The organism is Bacteroides fragilis NCTC 9343 (assembly GCF_000025985.1).
Lineage (GTDB): Bacteria > Bacteroidota > Bacteroidia > Bacteroidales > Bacteroidaceae > Bacteroides > Bacteroides fragilis.
In genome coordinates this window covers 3,525,108-3,544,285 of record NC_003228.3, presented here as the reverse complement: position 1 = coordinate 3,544,285, position 19,178 = coordinate 3,525,108, and the positions used below count along the sequence as shown (strand labels likewise).

Annotated in this window: 19 protein-coding genes; 13 read left to right on the top strand and 6 right to left on the bottom strand. The window is 41.1% G+C overall.

From position 1 onward, the window contains the following. Positions 1-28: 28 nt before the first annotated feature. The 3 genes from BF9343_RS14595 to BF9343_RS14585 form a co-directional block, all read right to left on the bottom strand. Entirely contained in the window at positions 29-1,042 is a 1,014-nt protein-coding gene (locus BF9343_RS14595; protein ID WP_005789175.1) for a ketoacyl-ACP synthase III, read from the bottom strand. Between the two features lie 501 nt (positions 1,043-1,543). Continuing rightward, entirely contained in the window at positions 1,544-2,554 is a 1,011-nt protein-coding gene (locus tag BF9343_RS14590; protein ID WP_005780364.1) for a GGGtGRT protein, read from the bottom strand. A gap of 20 nt (positions 2,555-2,574) precedes the next feature. Beyond that, positions 2,575-3,276 carry an iron-sulfur cluster assembly scaffold protein gene (locus BF9343_RS14585; RefSeq protein ID WP_005780363.1) on the bottom strand — a complete coding sequence of 234 codons (702 nt, stop codon included), beginning with the start codon at positions 3,274-3,276 and terminating at the stop codon, positions 2,575-2,577. A 239-nt stretch (positions 3,277-3,515) separates the two neighbouring features. Between BF9343_RS14585 and BF9343_RS14580 the strand changes: the two genes are divergently transcribed. The 9 genes from BF9343_RS14580 (at position 3,516) to BF9343_RS14545 (ending at position 12,100) form a co-directional block, all read left to right on the top strand. Then, entirely contained in the window at positions 3,516-3,920 is a 405-nt protein-coding gene (locus tag BF9343_RS14580) for an HsmA family protein (protein ID WP_005789172.1), read from the top strand. A gap of 538 nt (positions 3,921-4,458) precedes the next feature. Next, positions 4,459-4,959 carry a DMP19 family protein gene (locus BF9343_RS14575; protein ID WP_005789167.1) on the top strand — a complete coding sequence of 167 codons (501 nt, stop codon included), beginning with the start codon at positions 4,459-4,461 and terminating at the stop codon, positions 4,957-4,959. A gap of 82 nt (positions 4,960-5,041) precedes the next feature. Then, entirely contained in the window at positions 5,042-5,845 is an 804-nt protein-coding gene (locus BF9343_RS14570) for a hypothetical protein (protein ID WP_010993240.1), read from the top strand. Positions 5,846-5,876: 31 nt separating this feature from the next. Then, positions 5,877-6,419: a Yip1 family protein gene (locus BF9343_RS14565; protein ID WP_008769654.1), complete on the top strand. Its 543-nt coding sequence runs from the start codon at positions 5,877-5,879 to the stop codon at positions 6,417-6,419. A gap of 9 nt (positions 6,420-6,428) precedes the next feature. Then, complete coding sequence (gene smpB, locus BF9343_RS14560) at positions 6,429-6,881, top strand: SsrA-binding protein (protein ID WP_005780358.1); 453 nt, start codon at positions 6,429-6,431, stop codon at positions 6,879-6,881. A 19-nt stretch (positions 6,882-6,900) separates the two neighbouring features. Continuing rightward, on the top strand, positions 6,901-9,651 hold the full coding sequence (gene metH, locus BF9343_RS14555; RefSeq protein WP_010993239.1) for a methionine synthase: 2,751 nt from the start codon (positions 6,901-6,903) through the stop codon (positions 9,649-9,651). A gap of 14 nt (positions 9,652-9,665) precedes the next feature. Then, positions 9,666-10,271, top strand: a complete 606-nt coding sequence (locus tag BF9343_RS14550; RefSeq protein ID WP_010993238.1) for a nitroreductase family protein — start codon at positions 9,666-9,668, stop codon at positions 10,269-10,271. Positions 10,272-10,424: 153 nt separating this feature from the next. Beyond that, positions 10,425-10,550, top strand: a complete 126-nt coding sequence (locus BF9343_RS24270; protein WP_005789154.1) for a symporter small accessory protein — start codon at positions 10,425-10,427, stop codon at positions 10,548-10,550. Beyond that, positions 10,547-12,100: a sodium:solute symporter family protein gene (locus BF9343_RS14545; RefSeq protein WP_005789151.1), complete on the top strand. Its 1,554-nt coding sequence runs from the start codon at positions 10,547-10,549 to the stop codon at positions 12,098-12,100. Before BF9343_RS24270 ends, BF9343_RS14545 begins: the two co-directional genes overlap by 4 nt. A 59-nt stretch (positions 12,101-12,159) precedes the next feature. Here BF9343_RS14545 and BF9343_RS14540 read toward each other — a convergent pair whose 3' ends face one another. Together BF9343_RS14540 and udk are read right to left on the bottom strand one after the other, a co-directional pair. Continuing rightward, entirely contained in the window at positions 12,160-13,551 is a 1,392-nt protein-coding gene (locus BF9343_RS14540; RefSeq protein WP_005802904.1) for an MltF family protein, read from the bottom strand. Beyond that, entirely contained in the window at positions 13,548-14,162 is a 615-nt protein-coding gene (udk, locus tag BF9343_RS14535; RefSeq protein ID WP_005789145.1) for a uridine kinase, read from the bottom strand. The genes BF9343_RS14540 and udk overlap by 4 nt, the downstream gene beginning before the upstream one ends. 101 nt (positions 14,163-14,263) lie before the next feature. Here udk and BF9343_RS14530 point away from each other — a divergent pair, with 101 nt between their 5' ends. Beyond that, positions 14,264-14,563: a Dabb family protein gene (locus tag BF9343_RS14530; protein WP_005789142.1), complete on the top strand. Its 300-nt coding sequence runs from the start codon at positions 14,264-14,266 to the stop codon at positions 14,561-14,563. 100 nt (positions 14,564-14,663) lie between these two features. Then, complete coding sequence (locus BF9343_RS14525) at positions 14,664-16,673, top strand: protein-disulfide reductase DsbD family protein (protein WP_009292806.1); 2,010 nt, start codon at positions 14,664-14,666, stop codon at positions 16,671-16,673. An 84-nt stretch (positions 16,674-16,757) separates the two neighbouring features. Here the strand turns inward: BF9343_RS14525 and BF9343_RS14520 are convergent, their stop codons facing one another. Next, positions 16,758-17,465 carry a pirin family protein gene (locus BF9343_RS14520; RefSeq protein ID WP_005789136.1) on the bottom strand — a complete coding sequence of 236 codons (708 nt, stop codon included), beginning with the start codon at positions 17,463-17,465 and terminating at the stop codon, positions 16,758-16,760. A 121-nt stretch (positions 17,466-17,586) separates the two neighbouring features. Here BF9343_RS14520 and BF9343_RS14515 point away from each other — a divergent pair, with 121 nt between their 5' ends. After that, complete coding sequence (locus BF9343_RS14515) at positions 17,587-18,078, top strand: PaaI family thioesterase (protein WP_005798782.1); 492 nt, start codon at positions 17,587-17,589, stop codon at positions 18,076-18,078. Positions 18,079-18,325: 247 nt separating this feature from the next. Then, positions 18,326-19,177: an ATP phosphoribosyltransferase gene (gene hisG / locus BF9343_RS14510; RefSeq protein ID WP_005789131.1), complete on the top strand. Its 852-nt coding sequence runs from the start codon at positions 18,326-18,328 to the stop codon at positions 19,175-19,177. Position 19,178: the final 1 nt, after the last annotated feature.

Genomic DNA, 19,178 nt, shown 5'->3' with positions numbered 1-19,178 from the left:
AGAAAGGATATCGGCGTTTGTGATTAGACTAACATGCGTTATTTGTCTTGCCATCATATCCCCATTTAACGTAAACAGCTCCCCAGGCAAATCCGGCTCCGAAAGCGGTGAAAATCAAATTATCACCTTTTTTGAGTTTATTTTCGAAATCCCAAATGCATAATGGAAGCGTACCTGCACTGGTATTGCCGTAGTGTTCAATATTGATCATAACCTTTTCTAATGGTACATCCAGACGTTGGGCAACAGCACTGATGATACGTTGATTGGCCTGGTGGGGAACGACCCAGTCTATTTCATCTTTTGTCAGTTGGTTTCTTTCGATGATCGACTCACATGCATCTGACATATTGGCTACAGCATATTTAAATACTGTACGTCCTTCTTGGTGAAGGTAATGCATGTGGTTGTCAACTGTAAAATAAGAAGGTGAACAAACTGAACCACCGGCTTTCATGTGTAAAAAAGGAAGTCCTTTGCCGTCTGTTCTTAAAACGGAATCGATAACTCCTAAATGATCTGTTGTGGGTTCCAACAAGAAAGCTGCTGCACCATCAGCGAAAATAGGACAGGTGGCACGATCGGTGTAGTCTATCACAGACGACATTTTATCGGCACCAACAATAATGACTTTTTTGTATTTTCCCGAACGGATAAAGTTAGCCCCGGTTTCTAATGCATATAAGAAACCGCTGCAGACCGCTTGCATGTCGAAGGCAAATGCATTTTTCAACCCCACTCTTTCGCATAAAATGGAAGCCGTTGAAGGAAGCCGATAATCGGGAGTGGTGGTAGCTACAATTACCAGGTCAATATCATCCGGATTACTTTGAGTACGTTGCATCAGTTGTTTGACAGCTTTTCGTGCCATGTATGAGGTGCCGAGTCCTTCTTCATTCAGGATGCGTCTTTCTTTGATTCCGATACGTCCCATGATCCATTCATCGGTGGTATCTACAATTCTGGATATCTCATCATTAGTCAGGATATAATCGGGCACATATCCTCCAACTCCTGTAATTACTGCATTGATTTGTTTCATTAACTTTGTCTAAATAAGTAAGTTCTTAAGCGGGGGAAGTATAAAATGACTCCGAAAACTTACAACTTCTCGGATTGCATCTAAAATACCGGGCGCAAATATACAGAAAAGAAAGATTTATTCAATATCTTGTAATCTAAATGCGTTGAATTTCTTAGTGAGATTAGGATAAGTTATAATACAGAAATAGAATTAGGGAAATGATTAAATGAAGGAAGATAGGTTGCTTTGCAAGAAAAGAAAGAAATAATCAGGTCTGATTTTCTTAGTAAGAGTGAGGTCTTAATCTGATTTGTGTATCTGTTGGTTCAAGCGTTTTTGCTACTTCTTTACTTCTTTGGGTAACCATACTTTAGTCTGTTTCTGTATTTCTCGTTAATGCTTAGTAAATGGCCTATGTTATTCCGAAAGTATTTAATTTTTACGTTTTTGTTTATAAAAAGAAACTCCTGTAATTGTCAAAATTACAGGAGTTTATATCATTTGATCAAGAAACGGTGGTTACTTTGCCAATGCCTGAGCTACATCTACCGCACAAGCCACAGTACAGCCTACCATCGGGTTGTTACCAATTCCCAGGAATCCCATCATTTCTACGTGAGCAGGAACGGATGAAGAACCGGCGAACTGAGCGTCTGAGTGCATACGACCCATTGTATCAGTCATACCGTATGAAGCAGGACCGGCAGCCATGTTATCCGGGTGAAGAGTACGACCTGTACCACCACCTGAAGCTACTGAGAAGTATGGCTTACCTGCCAGTACACGTTCTTTCTTGTAAGTACCTGCAACCGGGTGTTGGAAACGCGTCGGGTTAGTAGAGTTACCTGTGATAGATACATCTACACCTTCTTTCCACATGATAGCTACGCCTTCACGTACATCATCTGCACCATAGCATTTTACTTTTGCACGAGGACCGTCAGAGTAAGCAATTTCACGTACTACTTTCAGTTCACCTGTGAAATAGTCAAACTGTGTTTGAACATAAGTAAAGCCGTTGATACGAGAGATGATCTGAGCAGCATCTTTTCCAAGACCGTTCAAGATACAACGCAGAGGTTCTTTACGTACTTTGTCTGCTTTTGCAGCGATTTTGATAGCACCTTCGGCAGCAGCGAAAGATTCGTGACCTGCCAAGAAAGCGAAACATTTGGTTTCTTCACGTAACAACATAGCAGCCAGATTTCCATGACCGATACCAACCTTACGGTCGTCAGCTACAGAACCCGGGATACAGAATGCCTGCAGACCTATACCGATAGCTTCGGCAGCATCAGCAGCGTTTTTGCAACCTTTCTTGATAGCGATAGCAGCACCTACTACGTAAGCCCACTTAGCATTTTCAAAACAGATCGGTTGAGTTTCTTCACACGTTTTATAAGGATCAACTCCAGCAGCTTCGCAGATAGCGTTAGCTTCTTCGATGTCTTTGATACCGTTAGCGTTCAAGGCTTCGATGATACCTTTGATACGGCGGTCCTGACTTTCAAATTTTACTTCTCTAATCATAATTTCTTTTCCTCCTTATATTATTCGTGACGTGGATCAATGTGTTTAACAGCTCCCTGTTCTGCAGTGAAGCGTCCGTAAGTACCGGTAACTTTCTTCAATGCTTCATTCGCATCAGTACCCTTCTTGATTTCATCCATGAATTTGCCCATGTGAACGAATTCGTATCCGCAGATTTCATCGTTTTTGTCAAGAGCAATTGTCTTGATGTAACCTTCTGCCATTTCAAGGTAACGAGGACCTTTAGCCAAAGTACCGTACAATGTACCTACCTGGCTACGCAGACCTTTACCTAAGTCTTCAAGACCTGCACCGATGATCAGACCACCTTCTGAGAAAGCTGACTGAGTACGTCCGTAAACGATCTGTAAGAAGAGTTCGCGCATAGCAGTGTTGATGGCGTCACAAACTAAGTCTGTGTTCAATGCTTCGAGGATAGTTTTTCCCGGGAGGATTTCAGCAGCCATAGCAGCTGAGTGAGTCATACCTGAACAGCCGATAGTTTCAACCAGAGCTTCCTGGATGATACCTTCTTTTACGTTCAGAGTCAGCTTACATGCACCCTGCTGAGGAGCACACCAACCCACACCGTGTGTCAGACCTGAAATATCAACAATTTCTTTTGATTTTACCCATTTTCCTTCTTCGGGTATGGGAGCCGGTCCGTGGTTAGGACCCTTCTTTACAACACACATGTGTTCCACTTCGTGTGAATAAGTCATAATTAGCTCTTTTTTAAGTGATATAATTAAAAATACGTAGTCACGATTCTCAAATCGCTCACAAAGGTAGTCGTTTTATTTGTTTTTGCAAATCGGGTTTTATTACTTTTTTATGAAAAGAGAAAAATAGAATTTGTGGTTTTGTTAGATTGTAATGTGGAGATGACATTTTAGATAATCTTTGTTTTGTTGAACTATTACTCTGATTCTTTGTTTCTTCTGAGAAAAATTGATCGGTTATGAATTTGAATGAGGTAGATATACATTATTTAATTGCAGCCATTAGTGTGATAACTTCGGCATTGGTGTTTTACACAATAGGAGTGTGGGGAGAGCGATTGCAGAAGAGGTTGAAATTTTGGCATCTGGTATTTTTTTTGTTGGGACTGCTGGCTGATTCTGTGGGAACGGCTTTAATGGAGAATATTGCGCGACTCACACACTTGCATGATGAAATACATACTGTGACCGGCATTATCGCTATCCTGTTGATGTTTATTCACGCTATGTGGGCTATCTGGACGTATGTGAAAGGGAGTGAAAGAGCCAAGGAACATTTCAACCGTTTCAGTATTGTGGTGTGGTGCATTTGGTTGATACCTTACTGCATAGGCGTATATCTTGGTATGTCATTGCATCATTGATTATCAATTATAAGGATTGAGAATTGAATCCCATCTGTTTCTTTGTATTGTGTAGATTGCTTTGAATAAGATGCTATACTTGTCAAATCTTTAATTATCTACCTTTAGAAGGTATTAGTGAAATTCTCGGAGAACAAATTGATGAACCTGTTATTCTTTTGTAAATTAGAAGGTTACTATGACTTGCTGTTTGTCGGTAAAAGGCTTGTTTTAACACACTGTTAAAACAAATGTTTTGATGATAGAGAAGAAGGCTTTTAAATGTAAAACACTTGTTCTTTGTATTCAAGCACAGAATGCATAGAAGATGGCATTAACAACGTTAATTGATAACGCTTGTTGCAATACCGAACTACAATGAACTGACATGCGATCCGGCAGAGAAGGTGATCAAATTATTCGTTATAGGATTATTATTGAAGAAAATTAAACGGGTTTCTAAAAAACTTATCAAAAAGCCTTTCTGAACCATATATTTCCGTATTTTTGTTTCCTGATATTTATAAATATAGAATTCACCTTATTATATATAGTGGAAATGATAGAAGTTACGGATGCCTCTTTGCAAAAAGCTGCGGGTGAGGGAATGGATGAATTTATCCAGGTGTTTACAGACAAGTATAAAGAAGTGATTGGCGGGGAACTTACTGCCGAAACAATGCCACTGTTGACAGGGGAGCAGCACTCTTTGCTGGCCTATCAGATTTTTCGGGATGAAGTCATGTTCGGTGGCTTTTGTCAATTGATTCAGAATGGGTATGGAGGTTATATCTTTGATAATCCTTTTGCAAAGGTAATGCGCCTGTGGGGAGCCGAGGATTTCTCGAAGTTGGTTTATAAAGCTAAGAAGATATACGATGCTCATCGCCACGATCTGGAGAAAGAGCGTACAGAGGATGAATTTATGGCTATGTACGAGCAATACGAGGCCTTTGATGATCTTGAAGAAGAATATCTGGATATTGAGGAGGAGGTTACAGCACTGGTAGCAAGCTATGTAGACGATCATTTAGAGTTGTTTGCAAAAATAGTTAAGTAATAGATGCAGTATTTTTTAAGTCTCTGCATTTACTTATTGTGAATTAGAATTTATATCTTTGCAAACTCTAAAAAATAGATTTATGAAACAATTGAAATTAATGGTGTTGACCTTAACCCTGTTGATGGGTACTATGTTTACTTCATGTATGGATTCTGGAGAAAGCGGTCCTCAGCAGTGGGCCGGTGTGGTGAAAGTGAATGATAGAATGGGTTATGTTACATTCACAGATGCTGCCGGTACGGAACTGATCCCTACTAACACGATTCCTGTAACTTTGAATGCAAGAATGGCTTACATTTATTGCCAGGTTGATGAAGGTCAGGACCTCTCAACAAATCCTAAGTCAATTAAAATTACACTTTTAGCAGATCCTACAGGAATTGATGCTACAGCAATAACCACTCCGAAAGTAGGTGAATCAGGTGATGTGACTACTAATGCACCTGTTGGTTCGTTGAGTTTTGTATCAGGATATTCAACTGTGGCCCCATTTCAGTTTAGTGAAAATACGATTGTATTACCGGTACTTTATCGTGTGAAAAATGTGACTACTACAGAAGATATTAAAAATGAGCTCGCTAAACATACTTTTACTCTTGTCTGCTATACAGATGATATTAAATCTGGTGATACCATTTTGAAACTTTATTTACGCTATAAAGTTGAGGATGAACCTGCTGCTATTGCTGAGCGTGCAACACGTACTTCCAGCTTTAAGGCTTATGAAATCAGCCAAATCTTAAGAGAATATACTCTGAAGAGTGGACAAACTAAACCTGCTAAAATAACTATAGTAGCACAGCAAAATGAGTACAACAATAAGTTGGAAGATACTTCTACTATAGAGAAGGTATATGAAATAGAATATAAAACTGCGGAATAATTTGAATTACAAAGCATTATTTCAAATAGCAATGTCATTGATTTCCTCTCCGGCCAAGGCCTGGGAGGAAATTCGTTTAGAGGATAGACGGGCAGTTCTTACTGTTTTTGTCTATCCTATGATTGGTTTATGTGGTTTATCCGTATTCATTGGTGCTTTGTGGACTAATGGTTGGGGAGGACCACAAAGTTTCCAGTTGGCCATGACGCAGTGTTGTGCGGTGGCGGTAGCTTTGTTCGGAGGTTATTTTCTGGCGGCTTATGCTATCAATCAGATGGGGATAAAAATGTTTGGTATGACCAATGATATCCCTTTGGCACAGCAGTTTGCAGGTTATGCGTTAGTTGTCACTTTTTTGTTACATATAGTAACCGGATTGCTTCCTGATTTCAGTATTATCGGTTGGCTGCTCCAATTTTATATCGTTTATGTGGTATGGGAAGGAGCAAGGGTTGTGATGCTGGTAGAAGAAAAGAATCGGTTGCGTTACACCATTTTCTCGTCGATTTTGTTAATACTATGTCCGGCGGTAATACAAGTTGTGTTCAACAAGCTAACAGCTATATTAAATTAAGAAAATAAAATGAAACTGGCTCCTATAAATATAAAGAATAAACGTGCTACTTTCGACTATGAGTTGATCGATACTTATACAGCAGGTATTGTGTTGACCGGGACGGAGATTAAGTCCATCCGTCTGGGTAAGGCAAGCTTGGTAGATACGTTTTGCTATTTTGCGAAAGGCGAGTTGTGGGTGAAGAATATGCACATTGCCGAATATTTTTATGGCTCGTATAATAATCATGCGGCCCGACGTGACCGTAAGTTGCTATTGAGCAAAAAGGAGCTGAATAAATTGGAAAGAGGGACGAAAGACGCCGGATTCACCATTGTCCCTGTGCGTTTGTTTATTAATGAAAGAGGTTTGGCCAAAGTGGTTGTAGCTTTGGCTAAAGGTAAAAAGCAATATGATAAACGGGAGGCTTTGAAAGAAAAAGACGACCGTCGTGATATGGACAGGATGTTTAAACGATGATAGGTTTGTACCTTTAGCAATGAAAAAAACTATTCAACAGCTGGTACTCGAACGTATCCTTATATTGGATGGCGCTATGGGTACAATGATTCAGCAATATAATCTTAGAGAAGAAGATTTTCGTAATGAGCGCTTTGCGCATATTCCCGGTCAACTGAAGGGGAATAATGATTTACTTTGTCTCACACGCCCTGATGTGATTCGGGATATACACCGTAAGTATCTAGAAGCCGGTGCAGATATCATTGAGACGAATACTTTTAGTTCTACTACTATTTCTATGGCCGATTATCATGTACAAGAGTATGTGCGTGAAATGAATCAAGCGGCTGTAAAGCTGGCACGTGAAGTGGCCGATGAATATACGGCACTAAATCCCGATAAACCCCGTTTCGTAGCCGGTTCGGTAGGTCCTACCAATAAAACATGTTCTATGTCGCCGGATGTGAATAATCCGGCTTATCGTGCTGTGACTTATGATGAAATGGCTGATGCTTATCAGCAACAGATGGAAGCTATGCTTGAAAGTGGGGTAGATGCTTTATTGATAGAAACTATCTTTGATACGCTGAATGCCAAAGCTGCTATTTTGGCGGCAGAACGTGCCATGAAGGCTACAGGAGTAAAAGTGCCTGTTATGTTATCTGTGACGGTTTCCGACACCGGAGGACGTACTCTTTCCGGACAGACGTTGGAAGCTTTCCTGGCTTCAGTGCAACACGCTGATATCTTCTCTGTCGGGTTAAACTGTTCGTTTGGTGCCAGGCAACTGAAACCTTTCTTAGAGCAATTGGCCGCTCGGGCTCCTTATTATATTAGTGCTTATCCGAATGCTGGTCTACCTAATAGTTTGGGAAAATATGACCAGACTCCGGCAGATATGGCCCATGAAGTAAAAGAGTATGTTCATGAAGGATTGATCAATATCATAGGCGGGTGCTGTGGTACTACCGATGCCTATATTGCAGAATATCCTGCATTGATTGCCGGAGCAAAACCGCATATTCCGGTTTGTAAACCGGATTGTATGTGGCTTTCGGGATTAGAACTGTTGGAAGTGAAACCTGAAATAAATTTCGTTAACGTGGGGGAACGTTGCAATGTAGCCGGTTCGCGCAAATTTCTTCGTTTGATTAATGAAAAGAAATATGACGAGGCATTATCCATTGCCCGTAAACAGGTAGAAGACGGAGCACTGATTATCGATGTAAATATGGACGATGGTCTTCTGGATGCAAAGGAGGAGATGACAACTTTCCTCAATCTGGTGGCTTCGGAACCGGAAATTGCTCGTGTTCCTGTAATGATTGATTCTTCGAAATGGGAAGTTATCGAAGCCGGATTGAAATGTCTTCAAGGAAAATCAATTGTGAATTCCATCTCGTTGAAAGAGGGAGAGGAGAAATTCCTTGAACATGCTCGTACGGTTCGCCAATATGGTGCGGCTGTGGTAGTGATGGCTTTTGATGAGAAAGGGCAAGCTGATACAGCCACCCGTAAAATAGAAGTTTGCGAACGGGCCTATCATTTGCTTGTAGATAAGATAGGATTCAATCCGCATGATATCATTTTCGACCCGAATGTATTGGCTGTGGCAACAGGGATCGAGGAACATAATAACTATGCGGTAGATTTTATAGAGGCGACGGCTTGGATTAAAAAGAATCTTCCGGGCGCCCATATCAGTGGGGGAGTAAGTAATCTTTCGTTCTCATTCCGTGGAAACAACTATATTCGTGAAGCGATGCATGCCGTATTTCTTTACCATGCCATTCAGAAAGGGATGGATATGGGGATTGTGAATCCGGGTACTTCTGTATTGTATACAGATATTCCGGCGGATGTACTCGAGAGGATTGAAGATGTAGTATTAAACCGGAGAAGTGATGCCGCAGAACGATTGATAGAATTGGCTGACCGGTTAAAGGAGGCTTCTGCGGGTAATACTTCGGCCGGGCAACCGGTAAAACATGATGCCTGGAGGGACGGTACGGTAGAAGAACGCTTGCAATATGCTTTGGTAAAAGGAATCGGGGATTTTCTGGAAGAAGATCTTGCTGAGGCTTTGCCTAAATATGATAAAGCGGTGGATGTGATTGAAGGACCGTTGATGAATGGAATGAATCATGTGGGCGAATTGTTTGGCGCAGGTAAGATGTTTCTTCCACAAGTGGTGAAAACAGCCCGTACGATGAAGAAAGCCGTTGCAATCTTACAACCTATTATAGAATCGGAAAAGGTGGAAGGTACTGCTTCGGCAGGAAAAGTTTTGCTGGCCACTGTGAAAGGGGATGTGCATGACATTGGCAAAAATATAGTCTCGGTTGTGATGGCATGTAATGGTTACGATATTATTGATTTGGGAGTGATGGTACCGGCTGAATCGATTGTCCAAAAAGCCATTGAGGAGAAAGTGGATATGATCGGACTTAGTGGGTTGATTACTCCTTCACTGGAAGAGATGGTACATGTGGCTATGGAATTAGAAAAAGCCGGATTGGATATTCCATTGTTGATAGGAGGAGCGACTACCTCTAAACTACATACAGCATTGAAGATTGCTCCGGTTTATCACGCTCCGGTTGTTCACTTGAAGGATGCTTCGCAGAATGCGGGCGTTGCTGCTCGGCTGATGAGTCCGAAATCGAAAGAAGAGTTGGCAAAAGAATTATCCGGTGAATATGAAGCCCTTCGTGATAAGAGTGGCATGATGAAGCGTGAAACCGTTTCATTGAAAGAAGCTCAGGAAAACAGATTGAAACTTTTTTGATATAAAAAGAAATTATGGTAATAAAGAAAGCAGTTTATGTATGGGTGATCGGGATACTGGGAATGATTTCATTCGCAGCTTGTTCATCTGCTTCTCAAGGAGAAGTCCCTTCGACATCCAATGCTGCGTTGGATAATATTTTTGCACGTAAAAGTGTGCGGGCTTATTTAGACAAGGAAGTAGAAAAAGAAAAAATAGATTGGATGCTACGTGCCGGAATGGCTGCACCGTCCGGAAAAGATATTCGTCCGTGGGAGTTTGTATTGGTCACCGACCGGGTTGCTCTTGATTCGATGGCCGCTGCTTTACCTTATGCAAAGATGCTGACTCAAGCTCGCTATGCCATTGTTGTATGTGGAGATGTAGCTCAATCTTCCTATTGGTATCTGGATTGTTCGGCTGCTGCACAGAATATATTATTGGCTGCCGAAGCACAGGGGCTGGGTGCGGTATGGACAGCTGCTTATCCTTATGAAGACCGTATCAGGGTTGTTCGTAAATATACGGAGCTTCCGGGGAATATAGTGCCCCTGTGTGTGATTCCGTTTGGTTATCCGGCAACTACCCAAGAGCCTAAACAGAAATTTGATGAGAAAAAAATTCATTACGATAAGTTTTAAACCGTTTATTGGCTTTTCTGAAAGCTGCTTCTGATAAAACGAGGCAGCTTTTTTATTTTTATTCCTTTCCTTCTGATAATTTCTGCATTTTGTTTCTCTATTTCAATAAATTCCTTACATTTGCACCAATATTAATCGAAATCTGATACACGAATGTTTGGAATTAGCGACTCACTTATCATTTTGCCATACTTGCTTTCGGTAGTATGTGTGCTCTTTGCTGCTTGGTTTGGCTTCAAATACTGGAATAAAGACGACGAAAAAGATAAAACACGATGAATACATTTACACTTGGACTGATTGTGATAGCCTATCTGCTGTCACTGGCCTATCTTGGTTTTTTAGGTTATAAGAAAACATCCTCCGCCAGTGATTACCTGGTAGGAGGTCGACAGATGAATCCGTTTGTCATGGCACTCTCTTACGGTGCCACTTTTATATCAGCTTCTGCTATTGTCGGCTTTGGTGGGGTAGCAGCAGCTTTTGGTATGGGTATTCAGTGGCTTTGCTTTTTGAATATGTTTATAGGTGTAGTGATTGCCTTTATTTTTTTCGGACTCCGGACGCGGCGAATGGGTGCTAAATTGAATGTAAGTACATTTCCTCAATTGTTAGGCAGGCATTATCGTTCACGGGGAATACAAGTCTTTGTTGCCGCAGTGATTTTCCTCGGAATGCCTTTGTATGCCGCAGTGGTTATGAAAGGTGGTGCTGTCTTTATCGAACAGATTTTCCAGATTGATTTTAATATTTCACTTTTAATATTTACGTTGGTAATAGCTGCCTATGTGATCGCAGGAGGTATGAAAGGAGTAATGTATACAGATGCTTTACAGGCAGTTATTATGTTTGGCTGTATGCTGTTTCTGCTTTTTTCGTTGTATCGGGTACTGGATATGGGCTTTACTGAAGCCAATCAGGCTCTGACGGACATAGCTCCCTTAGTTCCTGAAAAATTTAAGGCGTTGGGACATCAAGGGTGGACGGCTATGCCTGTTACCGGTTCACCTCAATGGTATACATTAGTCACTTCTCTTATCTTGGGAGTTGGAATCGGTTGTCTTGCGCAGCCTCAGTTGGTTGTGCGTTTTATGACGGTTGAAAGTAGCAAACAACTAAACCGTGGGGTTTTTATCGGGTGTTTTTTTCTGATTATTACCGTAGGTGCTATTTATCATGCAGGTGCATTGAGCAATCTTTTCTTTCTTAAGACCGAAGGTGTTGTAGCTACGGAAGCAGTCAAAGATATGGATAAAATCATCCCATACTTTATAAATAAGGCAATGCCGGATTGGTTTGCCGCTCTTTTTATGCTCTGTATCCTTTCTGCCAGCATGTCTACACTGAGTTCACAGTTTCATACGATGGGAGCTTCGGTTGGTTCCGATATTTATGGTACTTACAAGCCTCGTTCACGTGGTAAATTGACTAATGTGATCCGTTTGGGAGTTTTATTTTCAATTTTAGTGAGTTATATTATCTGCTATATGTTGCCCAACGATATTATAGCCCGTGGAACTTCTATTTTTATGGGTATTTGTGCTGCAGCTTTCCTGCCGGCCTATTTTTGTGCTTTATATTGGAGACGTGCTACCCGTCAGGGAGTGATGGCAAGCCTTTGGATAGGGACTATAGGTAGTTTGTTTGCGCTGGCCTTTCTGCACCAGAAAGAGGCTGCGGCAATGGGGGTATGCAGGTGGCTTTTCGGTAAGGATGTGTTGATCGAAGCCTATCCTTTTCCGATGATAGATCCGATATTGTTTGCATTGCCATTATCGGTAGCAGCCGTTATTATTGTGAGTTTATTAACAGAGAAAGGGAAAAAATAAAATATACTATATGCTGTCAAGGGCTTGCAATTCTTATAATTGCGAGCTTTTGCCCTATTTCAACTTTTTATTTTCTTCTTATACGATTCATATCTTGAGTTAATGTCTCTGACGAAATTGTAGGTCTCTATTCCACGGAAATATCCGTTTTTGCATACCGGATCAGTGAAATATTCTTCATTGCTTTTTAGTAGGATGTAATTTTCCACATTGTCTGTCCATACGGTTTTATTCTTACCGTATTTATCTGCCAGTGCAATTGCGTCAAAAATATGTCCCAGCCCGGCATTATATGAAGCGAGTATAAACTTAATCCGTTCCTGTTTATCCGGCACCATGCTTAGGCTGCGATCTGTCGCTGCAATGTATTTCACCGCAGCTTTGATACTTTCTTCCGGGTTTTGCTCTTTGCCCGGTGGAACCCCCATTGCACGGGCGGTGGCAGGCATTAATTGCATCAGTCCCTTTGCTCCGGCCCATGATACGGCAGTTGTATCGAAGTTCGATTCGGTATAGGCCAAGGATGCCAACAGACGCCAGTCCCAACCTATCTCTTGCGCATATTTCTTGAATAAGTTGTCATAATGAGAGATTTTACCCTCTTTTAAGGATAAAATGGGAGAATGAGGCATTGCTTTACTGATCTCAAAATATCGTTTCATACTTGCGGTATATGCCGGCGAAGTCATATTCTGTTTATGCCATTCGTCTGCTGCTGCTGCCAGTTGCGGACAATCTTTACGTACGGCCCAGGAAGCGCGTTGGTCAAAACTGATAGACAGACTAGTGTTCAGGTTAGGATAATAAGTTGCATTCAACTTAGCGACATCATTATCAGCCACTGTATAAGGAATTTTACCTTGTGCAACTTGGGTTATCAAATCCTCGGCAGTAATGCTGTCATTGGTTACTTGATGAATCAGAATGCCTCCTCCCAGCTCTTTATTCAAGTTAACCAATCGTTCGTAATATTTGCCCGGTTTCACATATATATTTTTTCCGACCAACTCAGTTACATCTTTTAGCGGTTTTGTTTTCCCATTGGTTCGTTGGACAATTACCTGGTGGGTGATTACTTCTTCGCCACAATAGATCAGGCTGTCTTTTAATTCTTTAGTAATCGGAATATTGTATGCGATAATATCTCCTTCGCCATTTAGTAACTTTCGGATGAGTTCCGGTACGTTTTTGGCTACTTCTATTCGCAATTTCACTCCTAAACTTTTGGCAAATTGTTCACTGAGTTCGTATTGGAAACCCATGTCTTGCCCACGATAGATGAAATAAGAAGTAGAACTATAAAGAGTCAGAACAACGAGTTCTCCGCTATCTTTGATTTGTTCCAGATCGTGTGCAGAGGACTCCTCTGTAGCTACTGCTTGTTTGTTGCGGCAAGACAATACACAGAAAAGAAGAAAAAGCAGGGAGTAAATTATCAGATGCCGTTTCATGGCCTACCGATGTGTTTTTTTATGTACATGGTCAATATATCGATGGCTACTTGATTGCTCCCTCCTTCGGGAACAATCAAATCTGCGTAGCGTTTACATGGTTCGATGAACTGTAAATGCATAGGTTTCAGCACGCGCGTATATCGCTCCATTACAGCCTCTGCAGTGCGGCCCCTTTCCACTACGTCACGTTGGATCACACGGATCAACCGTTCGTCCGGATCGGCATCTACAAATATTTTCAGATCCATCATATTGCGCAGCTTTTTGTCACATAAAGCCAGGATACCTTCGATTATGACCACTTCACGTGGTTCAATATGGATCGTTTCGGGTTGGCGGGTACAAGTCAAATAAGAATAGGTGGGTTGTTCGATACACTTGCCTTCTTTAAGGAGGGCAACATGTTTAGACAAAAGGCTCCATTCAAAAGCATCGGGATGGTCAAAATTGATATTCTGGCGTTCTTCAACCGGTACGTGGCTACTGTCTTTATAGTATGAATCCTGAGGTAGCAATACTACTTCACCAGCTGGTAGACTCTCAATGATTTTCCGTACGACGGTGGTCTTTCCCGAGCCTGTTCCGCCTGCTATTCCTATTATTAACATCCTTTTATAGTGTATATTTGAAACAAATAGAGTAATTTTGCAACTGTAAAAAACAGCTTTGGCTGACAAATATAAAAACAAATAATTAAAATAACAACGTAATGGTAAAACACATTGTATTATTTAAGTTAAGAGACGACGTTCCTGTAGAAGAGAAACTTGTTGTGATGAATAGTTTTAAGGAGGCTATTGAAGCATTACCTGCTAAAATCTCTGTGATCCGCAAAATTGAAGTCGGATTGAATATGAATCCGGGAGAAACCTGGAATATTGCGTTGTATAGTGAATTTGATAATCTGGATGATGTGAAGTTCTATGCTACCCATCCCGAGCATGTGGCTGCCGGTAAGATTTTGGCAGAGACAAAAGAAAGTCGGGCTTGTGTAGATTATGAATTTTAGTTATAAATAAATAATAGCTTTTTAAGATTAGCCAAAACCTCAAACCGGGAAAATCCGATAGCTGTTATATTTCTAGAAACATCATAAACAATTTTAAAGAATGAAGAAATTATCCTTTTTTCTGCTTTTGTTGCTGGTCGTATTTACGGCGCAGGCACAGATACAAGAGCCTGTGAAGTTTAAAACGGAGCTGAAAACCCTGTCGGGAGCCGAAGCGGAAATCGTTTTTACAGGTACGATCGATGCCGGTTGGCATGTATATTCTACCGATTTAGGTGATGGTGGTCCTATCTCCGCTACTTTTAATGTAGAGAAGATGTCAGGTGCCGAAGTTGTTGGTAAATTAACCCCTCGGGGAAAAGAAGTTTCGGACTTTGACAAACTGTTCGAAATGAAAGTACGCTATTTTGAAAAAACGGCTCAATTTATACAGAAGATAAAGTTTACCGGCAGTGACTATTCAATAGAAGGGTATCTGGAATATGGTGCATGCAACGATGAAAATTGTCTGCCTCCTACACAAGTTCCCTTTAAATTTTCGGGTAAAGCCGCTGCTACTGCCGAAGTCTCGGCAAAAGAAACCCCTGCAACTCCGGTAAAAGAGCCAGTCGCCACTGTTACAGACAGTATTGTAGAACCGACAGCTACAACTGTTACCACTGCGATAGGCAGTGTTGACTTATGGAAGCCTGTAATTAATGATTTGAAGAAATTCGGTGAGGCAAACTCTCAGGAAGATATGTCATGGATCTATATTTTTATTACAGGATTTTTAGGAGGTTTGCTGGCCTTGTTCACTCCTTGTGTATGGCCTATCATTCCGATGACTGTAAGTTTCTTCCTGAAGCGAAGCAAGGACAAAAAGAAAGGTATCCGGGATGCATGGACTTATGGGGCATCCATCGTGGTAATCTATGTAGCGCTTGGCCTTGCCATTACCTTGATATTTGGTGCCAGTGCTTTGAATGCCCTTTCCACTAATGCTGTTTTCAATATCTTGTTCTGTCTGATGTTGATCGTATTTGCTGCTTCTTTCTTCGGAGCTTTCGAACTGACACTTCCCGCAAAATGGAGTACGGCAGTGGATAGCAAGGCGGAAGCTACAAGCGGATTACTGAGTATTTTTTTGATGGCGTTTACATTATCGCTTGTATCTTTTTCTTGTACAGGTCCTATTATCGGATTTTTGTTGGTACAGGTTTCTACTACAGGTAGTGTAGTCGCTCCCGCGATTGGTATGTTGGGCTTTGCTATTGCATTGGCTCTGCCATTTACTTTATTCGCTTTATTTCCGTCTTGGCTGAAGTCAATGCCTAAGTCTGGCGGTTGGATGAATGTGATTAAAGTGACATTGGGTTTCCTGGAATTAGCTTTTGCTTTAAAATTCCTGTCTGTTGCCGATTTGGCTTATGGATGGAGAATTCTGGATCGTGAGACTTTCCTTGCTTTGTGGATTGTTATTTTTGCTCTGCTTGGTTTCTATCTGTTGGGTAAGATTAAATTTCCTCATGATGACGATGATACGAAAGTAAGTGTATCTCGTTTCTTCATGGCACTGGTTTCATTAGCTTTTGCTGTTTATATGGTTCCGGGCTTATGGGGAGCACCCTTGAAAGCGGTTAGTGCTTTTGCACCGCCTATGAAAACCCAGGATTTTAATCTTTATACCAATGAGGTACATGCCAAGTTCGATGATTATGATTTAGGTATGGAATATGCCCGTCAGCATAACAAGCCGGTAATGCTCGATTTTACAGGATATGGTTGTGTGAACTGTCGTAAAATGGAGCTTGCCGTGTGGACCGATCCGAAGGTTAGCAGCATCATCAATAATGACTACGTACTGATTACTCTTTACGTTGACAATAAGACTCCGCTTACTGAACCGGTGAAGATCATGGAAAATGGTACAGAACGCACTTTGCGTACGGTAGGTGATAAATGGAGTTATCTGCAGCGTGTGAAGTTTGGTGCCAATGCCCAGCCTTTCTATGTTCTGATAGACAATGAGGGTAATCCGCTGAACAAGTCGTATGCTTATGATGAGGATATATCCAAGTATATCAATTTCCTGCAAACAGGACTTGAAAATTATCGGAAAGAGAAATAGATAATACAGTGTTCTCAATAAATAAAGGGCTGTCTTCACTATTGGAGGCAGCCTTTTATTCTTTTGCGAAATGAATACTCATTTTTATCGCATTGGTACTTCCATTAGCAATAAGGTCGCTTCTTGGGTTATTTCCACTTTAAAGCTCTTTGTATCCCAAAGACCGATGCCGTCACGTCGTGACAATCGGTTGCCTGCAACTTCCACATCTCCTTCGATGATAAAAAGATAAACTCCGTTACCTTCCTGATGCAACTTGTATTCGAAACTCTTTCCTGCGTCAAATGTTCCCATAGAAAACCATGCATCTTGCTTAATGGAAGCGGGTACTTTACCGTCCGGTGAAATAATTAGAGCAAGTTCGTTTCTTTTCAGTAAAGGACGAATATCGTAGTTGTTATATTCCGGCTCTGTATTTTCAATTCTCGGGAATACCCATATTTGCAAAAATTCCAATTGCTCTTTGTCACTTCCATTATATTCACTGTGGAAGATACCTTTCCCCGTACTCATAACCTGGATATCGCCGGGTGTGATTGTCCGGGTGTTTTTTACGCTGTCGCCATGTCTCAGATACCCCTTCAGGGGGATAGAAATGACTTCCATATTCTGGTGAGGGTGTGTATCGAATCCCATTTCAGGGTCAACGCTATCATCATTCAGTACCCTCAATACGCCGAAATGCATTCTTGACGGGTTATAATAGTTTGCAAAACTAAATGTATGGTGGGTTTTCAGCCAACCATGATTGAAATAACCCCTTGAAGAGGCTTTGTCTACTACTGTTTTCATACTTTTCCTTTCTTAATAGAACATCTGTATAACAAACGAATTATAGATAAAGTTCTGGTGGTGAGATGGGTGCATTTTGCGAAAAGATTTATATCTTTGAGCATTCTAAAACGAAAAAGGTATGAAAAAAATTATTAACCCGTGGAAGGGGATGGAAGGATATAATTGCTTTGGTTGTGCCCCTAACAATGAAGCCGGTGTGAAAATGGAATTTTATGAGGATAACGATGAAGTGATTAGCATCTGGCGTCCCCGTCCCGAATACCAGGGATGGATTGATACGCTACATGGAGGTATCCAGGCCGTACTTTTGGATGAAATCTGTGCATGGGTTATTCTCCGGAAGTTACAGACTACGGGGGTGACATCAAAAATGGAGACACGTTATCGTAAGTCGATCAGTACTAATGATTCACATGTAGTGCTCAAAGCGCATATTAAAGAAGTGAAGCGTAACATTGTGATAATTGAGGCACGTCTTTATAATAAAGATGAGGAATTGTGTACAGAAGCTCTCTGCACTTACTTTACTTTTCCGAAGGAGAAAGCCAGAGAAGAGATGCATTTTTTGTCATGCGAAGTAGAAGATGAAGAGATTCTTCCTTTAATTTGAAAGAAAAATAGAAGAATTTCTGATAATTGTTTGGTGATTCAGAACTAATACTTTATTTTTGTCGCATAAACAATAAAGATATGAACATTACTATTACACATCGTCATCATCATTACTCAATCGAATAACTCGGTGGGCAAGATGGTATTGTGTATATATATGATAGAATACGAGGCTTACCGATAAGGTGAGCCTTTTTTATTTTCTATATATCGAATTATAAATTGTAAATTAAGATATTGTAATTATGTTAAGAATCGCAGTACAAGCCAAAGGGCGTCTTTTTGAAGAAACGATGGCCCTTCTTGAAGAATCAGACATCAAACTGAGCACAACCAAACGTACTTTACTCGTACAATCGTCCAACTTTCCGGTTGAGGTACTTTTTCTCCGTGACGATGATATTCCCCAATCTGTAGCTACAGGAGTTGCCGACCTGGGTATAGTAGGAGAAAACGAATTTGTAGAGAGGCAGGAAGATGCCGAAATCATTAAGCGTCTCGGGTTTAGCAAATGCCGTTTGTCTTTGGCTATGCCCAAAGACATTGAATATCCCGGTTTGAGTTGGTTTAACGGAAAGAAGATAGCTACTTCCTATCCCGGAATTTTAGATGCTTTTATGAAAAGTAACGGGGTGAAGGCTGAAGTGCATGTCATTACCGGTTCTGTAGAAGTTGCTCCCGGCATCGGATTGGCGGATGCTATTTTCGATATTGTCAGTTCCGGTTCTACTCTGGTCAGCAATCGTCTGAAAGAAGTGGAGGTCGTAATGAGATCAGAAGCTTTGCTGATAGGCAACAAGAATATGAGTAAGGAGAAAAAAGAGATATTGGACGAATTGCTTTTCCGCATGGATGCTGTGAAAACTGCTGAAGATAAAAAGTACGTACTGATGAATGCTCCTAAAGATAAACTGGAAGATATTATTGCTGTGCTACCGGGTATGAAGAGTCCTACTGTGATGCCGTTGGCACAAGATGGTTGGTGCTCTGTACATACAGTGCTCGATGAGAAACGGTTTTGGGAGATCATAGGTAAGCTGAAAGCGCTGGGAGCGGAAGGTATTTTGGTGTTGCCTATTGAGAAGATGATTATATAGG

Coding starts and splice junctions, on each gene's coding strand:
- BF9343_RS14565 (WP_008769654.1), top strand. CDS start 5,877: ATGTCATTGATTTCCTCTCCGGCCAAGGCCTGGGAGGAAATTCGTTTA.
- metH (WP_010993239.1), top strand. CDS start 6,901: ATGAAAAAAACTATTCAACAGCTGGTACTCGAACGTATCCTTATATTG.
- BF9343_RS14570 (WP_010993240.1), top strand. CDS start 5,042: ATGAAACAATTGAAATTAATGGTGTTGACCTTAACCCTGTTGATGGGT.
- udk (WP_005789145.1), bottom strand. CDS start 14,162: ATGTTAATAATAGGAATAGCAGGCGGAACAGGCTCGGGAAAGACCACC.
- BF9343_RS14545 (WP_005789151.1), top strand. CDS start 10,547: ATGAATACATTTACACTTGGACTGATTGTGATAGCCTATCTGCTGTCA.
- BF9343_RS14540 (WP_005802904.1), bottom strand. CDS start 13,551: ATGAAACGGCATCTGATAATTTACTCCCTGCTTTTTCTTCTTTTCTGT.
- BF9343_RS14575 (WP_005789167.1), top strand. CDS start 4,459: ATGATAGAAGTTACGGATGCCTCTTTGCAAAAAGCTGCGGGTGAGGGA.
- BF9343_RS14580 (WP_005789172.1), top strand. CDS start 3,516: ATGAATTTGAATGAGGTAGATATACATTATTTAATTGCAGCCATTAGT.
- BF9343_RS14595 (WP_005789175.1), bottom strand. CDS start 1,042: ATGAAACAAATCAATGCAGTAATTACAGGAGTTGGAGGATATGTGCCC.
- hisG (WP_005789131.1), top strand. CDS start 18,326: ATGTTAAGAATCGCAGTACAAGCCAAAGGGCGTCTTTTTGAAGAAACG.
- BF9343_RS14550 (WP_010993238.1), top strand. CDS start 9,666: ATGGTAATAAAGAAAGCAGTTTATGTATGGGTGATCGGGATACTGGGA.
- BF9343_RS14520 (WP_005789136.1), bottom strand. CDS start 17,465: ATGAAAACAGTAGTAGACAAAGCCTCTTCAAGGGGTTATTTCAATCAT.
- BF9343_RS14590 (WP_005780364.1), bottom strand. CDS start 2,554: ATGATTAGAGAAGTAAAATTTGAAAGTCAGGACCGCCGTATCAAAGGT.
- BF9343_RS14530 (WP_005789142.1), top strand. CDS start 14,264: ATGGTAAAACACATTGTATTATTTAAGTTAAGAGACGACGTTCCTGTA.
- BF9343_RS24270 (WP_005789154.1), top strand. CDS start 10,425: ATGTTTGGAATTAGCGACTCACTTATCATTTTGCCATACTTGCTTTCG.
- smpB (WP_005780358.1), top strand. CDS start 6,429: ATGAAACTGGCTCCTATAAATATAAAGAATAAACGTGCTACTTTCGAC.
- BF9343_RS14585 (WP_005780363.1), bottom strand. CDS start 3,276: ATGACTTATTCACACGAAGTGGAACACATGTGTGTTGTAAAGAAGGGT.
- BF9343_RS14515 (WP_005798782.1), top strand. CDS start 17,587: ATGAAAAAAATTATTAACCCGTGGAAGGGGATGGAAGGATATAATTGC.
- BF9343_RS14525 (WP_009292806.1), top strand. CDS start 14,664: ATGAAGAAATTATCCTTTTTTCTGCTTTTGTTGCTGGTCGTATTTACG.